Genomic DNA, 2,040 nt, shown 5'->3' with positions numbered 1-2,040 from the left:
CCCCCGCCCCCCGCCACAGGCGCCACGTCCAGATCCGCCGCGTGCGCCAGGATGTCCGCCTCCAGGCGCTGCAACCGCGCCCCCGGCTCGACCCCCAACTCGTCGCGCAGCGCGGCCCGTACCCGCCGTAGCACCGCGAGCGCGTCCCCCTGACGCGCGCACCGATACAGCGCGAGCGCAAGCAACCGCCAACTCTCCTCGCGCAGCGGATGGGCGGCGGCGTGCGCCTCCAGGCCGGGCACGATCCCGGACGCCTGGCCGATCGCCAAGCCGGCCTCGGCCCGCCGTTCGACCGCGACGAGCCGCAGTTCCTCCAGCCGGGCCGCCTCGGGGCGGGCCCACGGCTCGTCGGCGAACTGCGCGTACGCGGGGCCGCGCCACAGGTCCAACGCCGCGGTCAACTCACGCAGCGCGTCCTCGGCGGCTCCGGCTCCGAGCAGCGTCCCGGCCCGGTGTACCTGGGCCTCGAACCGCCACGCGTCCACCTCGTCCTTGCCGACGCGGAAGGCGTATCCGGGGGGTGCGGTCACCAGCACTGCCGAGGGTGTGCGCGGCGCCCGGTCGGGTTCCAGGGCGCGACGCAGATGCGACACGAAGGTCTGTACGGATCCGAGCGCGCGGTGCGGCGACTCCCCGTGCCACAGGTCCTCGATCAACCGATCGACGGGTACGACGTGCCCACGCGCCAGGACGAGCCGGGCGAGCACGGCCCGATGACGCGGGCCACGCAGGTCGGCCCGCCGGTCACCGTCCCACGCTTCGAGCGCACCCAGTACACGAAACGTCAGCATGGATAAGAGACCTTACCGATGCGCCGCGGGAGGCCGACCGGCGGCCGGGCAGGAAATCATCCGCCCGTTGTCCCATGCCGTGTTGAACGACCACTCAACGCCCGATGAACAGCGGAGCGGGCACTGTCCGGACACCTGCCGTCGGCCGGCGCGCGGCGGTCGGCGAGACCCGCCGCGCGGCCCGGGTCGACCTCAACTCCCGTTCGGCGCGCCGGGAGTGGCCGCCGGGGGCGCCTCGCCGAGCGGCGACACGGGCGCGGTCGTGGGCGAAGTGGGCTGCCCCGACTGCGGCGCAGACGAAGCCGCGGGCGGGGCAGTCGACTGCGGGGCCTGGGTGGACTGCGGACCCTGCGTGGACTGCGGAGCCTGGCCGGTCTGCGGAGCCGACGTCGCCTGCCCCGACTGAACCGGAATCGCGATCGTGAACGGGACACCCGTCTCGACCCGGCATTGCCCGGTGGTCGGGTCCCGCACCACCCGGGGTTGCGGGAAGGGCAGGCGGGTTCGGCTTTCCACCAACGGCACCGACTTACCGTCGTTTATCCGCGCACACACCGCGTCGTACTCGCCGGGCGCCAGTCCCAACTGCTTTCCGTTCTGGTCGAACAACAAGACGTCCTTGAGCGGACGGCCCTGGCTGTCGAACGGATAGATGTTCTCCACTCGTCGGCCACTCGTCGTGGTCATCAGGACTTCGCCGGTGTCGGAATCCCCATATCCCCCGCTGCCGGACGGGTAGTAGGCCGGGCCGGAGGAACCACTCTCCCGGTACACGTAGTGGTCGTCCGGCGACAGCTCGCCCGACCAGACCACCCCGATGCCCAGCCCCACCACCAGCAGGTTCACCGGGATCGCCGCCCACAGCAGCCGCCGGTCCCCGGTCGACCGAGGCCCCAGCCACAGCGAACCCGACAACGCGGCCACGCCCGCCACGACACCCCACACCGCGCCGCCGCCCAGCACGCCCACGGCCAGACCCACAACGGCCGCGCGCGCAACCCACCACGCGCTGCGCAGGCCGGTCACGAAGCGCACCGCCTCGGCCCACCGCCCGGCGCGCGCGGACTCACCGAGGGCCTTGACCCGACGCGGGATCGACAGCGCGGCGATCTCCGGTACGCCCGGTTCCCGCCCGCGCAGCCACAGCGCGTTGGCCGCCTCGACCGCGAGCGCGACCACGCAGGCGGGCCACCAGAATTCCCCGCGCCCGGCCCGATGCCGACCAGGAGCGCGGCGGCGGCAGCCGTCA

1 protein-coding gene and 1 pseudogene are annotated in these 2,040 nt (G+C 73.6%); both read right to left on the bottom strand.

The annotated features are described in order from the left end of the window. Positions 1–791, bottom strand: a 791-nt coding sequence (locus GT354_RS15390; protein WP_161356880.1) for a BTAD domain-containing putative transcriptional regulator, incomplete at its 3' end; no start/stop codon positions are given. A 192-nt stretch (positions 792–983) separates the two neighbouring features. Beyond that, positions 984–2,040, bottom strand: a pseudogene (locus GT354_RS15385) (hypothetical protein); the annotation flags it as partial.

The organism is Streptomyces sp. SID3343, assembly GCF_009865215.1.
GTDB lineage: Bacteria > Actinomycetota > Actinomycetes > Streptomycetales > Streptomycetaceae > Embleya.
Note: the sequence above shows the minus strand (reverse complement) of the source record. Positions and strands in the feature narration are given on the sequence as shown.